Annotated in this window: 5 protein-coding genes and 1 pseudogene; 5 read left to right on the forward strand and 1 reads right to left on the reverse strand. The window is 50.6% G+C overall.

Annotated features, from left to right (window positions below; translation table 11 throughout):
• Positions 1-88: 88 nt before the first annotated feature.
• From VN105_RS26450 to VN105_RS26465, 4 genes are all read left to right on the forward strand, one after another.
• Positions 89-559, forward strand: a complete 471-nt coding sequence (locus VN105_RS26450) for a RidA family protein (protein ID WP_325645907.1) — start codon at positions 89-91, stop codon at positions 557-559.
• A gap of 21 nt (positions 560-580) precedes the next feature.
• The gene (locus VN105_RS26455) at positions 581-1,654 is read left to right on the forward strand and encodes a dipeptidase (RefSeq protein ID WP_325645909.1); all 1,074 of its coding nucleotides are present in this window, start codon (positions 581-583) and stop codon (positions 1,652-1,654) included.
• A gap of 492 nt (positions 1,655-2,146) precedes the next feature.
• Positions 2,147-3,085, forward strand: a complete 939-nt coding sequence (locus VN105_RS26460; RefSeq protein WP_325645911.1) for an NADP-dependent oxidoreductase — start codon at positions 2,147-2,149, stop codon at positions 3,083-3,085.
• A gap of 153 nt (positions 3,086-3,238) precedes the next feature.
• Entirely contained in the window at positions 3,239-4,222 is a 984-nt protein-coding gene (locus VN105_RS26465) for an ABC transporter ATP-binding protein (protein WP_325645913.1), read from the forward strand.
• Here the strand turns inward: VN105_RS26465 and VN105_RS26470 are convergent.
• Positions 4,219-4,626: a YrdB family protein gene (locus tag VN105_RS26470; protein WP_325645915.1), complete on the reverse strand. Its 408-nt coding sequence runs from the start codon at positions 4,624-4,626 to the stop codon at positions 4,219-4,221. The genes VN105_RS26465 and VN105_RS26470 overlap by 4 nt on opposite strands.
• 62 nt (positions 4,627-4,688) lie before the next feature.
• Here VN105_RS26470 and VN105_RS26475 point away from each other — a divergent pair.
• Positions 4,689-5,045 (forward strand): annotated as a pseudogene (locus VN105_RS26475) (GDSL family lipase); the annotation flags it as partial.

The following is a 5,045-nucleotide window of genomic DNA, read 5'->3' on the forward strand; positions in this document are numbered from 1 at the left end:
CTGTTTTTCTGCTTAGATTAACTATCTTGCCTGCGCCTTTTTTCAAAGGAGGAAGTGATATATTTATAAGCAGATTAAAACAGCAACTATGGAAAACAATCATGCAGAAGAGAAATTAGCAGCCCTCGGACTGGAACTGCCACCGGCTCCATCGCCATTGGGCGTTTACAAACCTTGCCTTATTGATGGCAAATACCTGTATCTCTCCGGTCATGGCCCTGTGCAGAATGATAAATCACTGATCATCGGCCGGATAGGGGATGCGCTTGACATGGAACAGGGTAAGCTGGCTGCACGACAGGTGGGATTAACTATGCTATCGACCATTAAAACGCATATGGGTAGCCTGAACAAAGTGAAAAGGGTGATCAAGGTATTAGGCATGGTAAACTGTACGCCCGACTTTGAGCGGCATCCTTATGTTATAAACGGTTGCAGCGAACTGTTTGCCGCAATATGGGGAGAAGAGAACGGCGTAGGCGTGAGAAGTGCGGTAGGATTTGGCTCCCTGCCCGACAATATACCGGTAGAAATAGAAGCCTTGTTTGAACTGTACTGATAGCCGTATAAGGATAGAATTATGTTTACAATAGATGCACATCTTGATTTGAGCATGAATGCGCTGGAATGGAACAGGGACCTGCAACAGCCGGTAACAGCCATTCGCAGCAGGGAAGCCGGTATGAATGATAAACCCGATCGCGCCAAAGGCGTGGTGGCATTCCCGGAACTCCGGAAGGGGAATATCGGGTTGGTAGTGGCCACACAAATTGGCCGTTATGTAGCGCTGGATAACCCGCTGCCGGGATGGCATTCACCGGAACAGGCATGGGCGCAAACACAGGGGCAGCTGGCCTGGTATAAAGCAATGGAAGATGCCGGTGAAATGGTGATGATTAAAGACCTGCAGGGCCTGGAACAGCATCTGCAACTGTGGAACAATGGCGCTCCAAACGATAAAAAGCCCATCGGTTATATACTTAGCCTGGAAGGGGCAGACTCCATCGTAAACCTGGATTACCTCGAACGCGCTTATACCAACGGGTTGCGGGCTGTTGGTCCCGCCCATTACGGGCCCGGCCGCTATGCCAATGGCACCGATGCCACCGGCCATCTGAACGAACAGGGCAAACAACTCATCCGGGAAATGGAACGGCTTCATATCATCCTCGATGCCACTCATCTTTGCGACGACGCCTTCTGGGATGCAATGGACCTGTTTAACGGCGCCGTATGGGCCAGCCATAATAACTGCCGCGCCCTGGTAAATCACAACCGGCAGTTCAGCGATGATATGATCAAAGTCCTCATTCAGAAAGGCGCCGTTATAGGTGGCGCTCTCGACGCCTGGATGATGGTCCCCGGCTGGGTTCGCGGCCAGTCCGATCCTAAAAGCATGGGCTGTAACCTGGAAAAAATGATCGATCACATGGATCATATCTGCCAGATTGCAGGCAATTCCCTGCATGTAGGCATTGGCACCGACCTGGATGGCGCATTCGGTAAAGAACAGTGTCCTTACGACCTGGAAACAATTGCTGATATGCAGCAATTACCGGCCCTCCTGGCGAAAAGAGGTTACAGTGCCGCCGACATCGGCAACGTGATGCACGGCAACTGGCTTCGTTTCCTGCGGAACGCCTGGCGCGGTTGAAATGGCGCCGAAGGCGCCGCGAAGGTTGTCTGACTCAGGATTATGATGATTATACTGATTACCTGGATTTAATTTAGAGATACTTTATCATTCCTCGCAGGCCGCCACAACCATTTTACGATTGAGTTGCAGGCCTGTGCCAGCCCGCGTGAAGAAGGAAGTGCCTGCCCTGGTTTCAGGGCGCCGATATATATATCAACTGAATAATTTCGGATTCCAATTGCAGGTATAAAGGACCATGCTGCCCCACCTTTTTAAAACGAAATTTCTTAATTATAACTGGACCCCTGTATATTTTAAAATTGGACCATCAGCGTAACCAAATTAGCACATAATTTTATCCTGACATTGATAAAGTCGTTGTGCAACTTTTCATGTTAAGATCACGCGATCAGTATTAACGCTAAAAACCAAAAAGATGAAAACAGTAGTGTACAGTAACATTTCTTCATTAAATGGCTGTTTGTTTACAAGCCGGAAGGAGGGTGTGCTATGAAAGCTATCGTTGTAACGGACCAGGCTGCAGGAACGGCCGGCATGAAGCTGGTGGAACGGCCCGAGCCACAGGGACTTGGCAGCCTGTCGGGCGCGAACTACGGCGATGTTGTAGTTCAGGTGCATGCGTCGGGATTCACCGGGGACGAGCTATCGTGGCCCTCAACCTGGATCGACCGCCTTGGCCGTGACAGGACGCCTTCGATCCCCGGCCATGAGGTGGCCGGAGTAGTCACCTCGCTTAGCTATGGAACAACAGGATTGTCGGTAGGACAGCGGGTATTTGGCCTCACGGATTGGACCCGCGATGGCACGCTGGCGGAGTATGCAGTGGTTGAGGCGCGTAACCTCGCGCCGTTGCCGGGTGATGTTGATTTCACGGTGGGTGCGGCCCTCGTGATGCCGGGCCTGACTGCGTGGCAGGGATTGTTCGAGCATGGCCGTCTTCGTGCGGGGCAGAGCGTTCTGGTGCACGGTGCGGCTGGCGTAGTTGGTTCGATGGCAACCCAGCTTGCACGTGAGGCAGGGGCCTATGTTATCGGCACCGGACGCGCTGACGGCCGTCAGGCGGCGCTCGACTTTGGCGCGCAAGAGTTCATTGACCTTGAAAAAGATGTCCTGGAAGATGTCGGTGGCGTTGATCTTGTTTTCGACGTTCTTGGCGGAGATATCGTGATGCGGTCTGCAGGTGTGATCCGCGCCGGAGGAACGCTGGTAACCATTGCCGGCCCAACCGAGGCGCGGCCTGCAGGCGGTTTGACGATCGACTTCGTTGTTGTACCCGATCGCGCCCAACTGAGCGAGCTTGTTCAGCGGGTGCGGGAAGGACGTCTGCGGACAAACATCGGCAACATCGCTACCCTCAGCGACGCCGTTGCAGCATTCAATCCTGGCAGGCGGACGAAGGGAAAAACCATCATCCGCGTTCGCCCGTAAGAATCCGGGGAGGTCCGGTAGTTAGGGCCTCCCCGGGGAGCCTGTAACGGATGGGCGAAAATTCTTAAAAACAAAATCAGCGTAATCATCATCATCCTTGGCCAGATAAACTCCGTGTCAGACAAACTCCGCTATTTTTATTAATTTGCGCGAATGAATTTTCTCGAAGTATCAAACATCAGCAAGGAACTGCACGGCGCTTATATTTTAAAGAATGTTAGCTTTACACAACAGGCGTTTCAGAAAATAGTGATTGCGGGCGAAACCGGCTCCGGTAAAAGTACGCTGATGAAAATAGTAGGCGGTATGGCCCAGGCAGACAGCGGTACTGTGATGTTTGAAGGCAAACGTGTAAAAGGGGCGCTGGAAGTATTGATACCAGGACATCCGGGCACCGCCTACCTCTCCCAGCATTTTGAACTGAGAAATAATTACAGGGTGGAAGAAATTCTGTCCTATGCCAACAAACTTACCGATGAAGAAGCAGCGGAGATCTATAGTATCTGCCGGATCTCCCATCTCCTGAAAAGAAAAACAGACCAGCTCTCGGGTGGAGAAAAACAACGCATTGCCATGGCCCGGTTGCTGATATCCTCTCCCCGGCTGTTTTTACTGGATGAGCCCTATTCCAACCTGGATATGATCCATAAAAGCATCCTGAAAAACGTGATCAGCGATATAGGCGATAAGCTCGGCATCACCGTGATGTTGATTTCCCATGATCCCATGGATATACTGCCCTGGGCAGATGAAATACTCGTGATGAAAGACGGGGAAATTGTGCAGCAGGGATCACCACAACAGATCTATAACCAGCCGGTAAATGAGTATGTAGCGGGCTTATTTGGAAAATATAACCTGCTCGCCCCGGGGAAAGCCGCTGTGCTGGAGGGATTGCCAGGCATTGTACTGAACGGTAAGTCCGTTTTTATAAGGCCGGAAGATTTCAAAATTGTACGCACGAAAAAAGACGCCGTGCCAGGAAAGATCCGCGATATTGCTTACTATGGCAGTTTCCTTGAAGCGGAGGTAGCGCTGGGAGAGGAAATAGTAACCGTTAAAACCACGGATATCCGTCTTAAAAAAGGCGCTGCCGTAAACGTAAGCGTGGCGCCGGAAACCGTGTGGTATTTCTAAGGTTTCATTCCCATGATCTTTTTTCCCGCAAACCCGTTGTAGGGTTTATTTTGCAGCATTACCAGGGTTCTGTCCCAGGATACGGCGTAATGTATTATTACCACCACCGCCAGCGCAATGCTCCCGTGCAGGTACCTCAACGAGGCTAACGACCATACCGCTGCACCGAATAAAAGAAACTCCAGTAACAGTCGCGCTACGCCGGGAATAGCTACCGGTGCAGGCTTGGGGTCGTTTGGAATACGAAATACGCCCCATAGCACTGCGGCGCAGAGAGGAAACGCCAGTGCCAGTACATAAGAAAGCCATCCTTCCCCCAGGTGCCACCCGCGGTATCCCAGTATCACCAGCATTAATATCTCCAGCAGGAAACGGACCATTAAGTTTACAGGATGCGTATTCATGTAATTGTTTGTTCCAAAATAAATATTTCTTTTATCTTAAGCACCTGAAAAATTAAACTGTTATGAAAAAATATTTCGTTGTTGTATGTTTTGCGCTGCTGAATGTAACCGCTTCCGTATTTGCCCAATCGCCGCTGCGTTTCTCCAAAGACGTTAATACCATTAAAGAATTTGACAGGATGTATGCAGCCCCTGAACATCCGGTGCTGTTTGTGGGGAGTTCATCTATCAGGAAGTGGGATGACCTGGAACGTAATTTCAGCCGTTATGTAGTGTTGAACAGGGGAGTAGGCGGCGCCGTGACCAACGATATTACCTATTTTGCCAATGATATTATTTTCCCTTATCATCCCCGCCAGATCGTGATCTATGTTGGAGAAAATGATTTACCAAATGCGGCGGCTACAGCGGATACCCTG

It is taken from the genome of Chitinophaga sp., assembly GCF_035564935.1.
In the GTDB taxonomy this organism is placed as follows: Bacteria; Bacteroidota; Bacteroidia; order Chitinophagales; family Chitinophagaceae; genus Chitinophaga.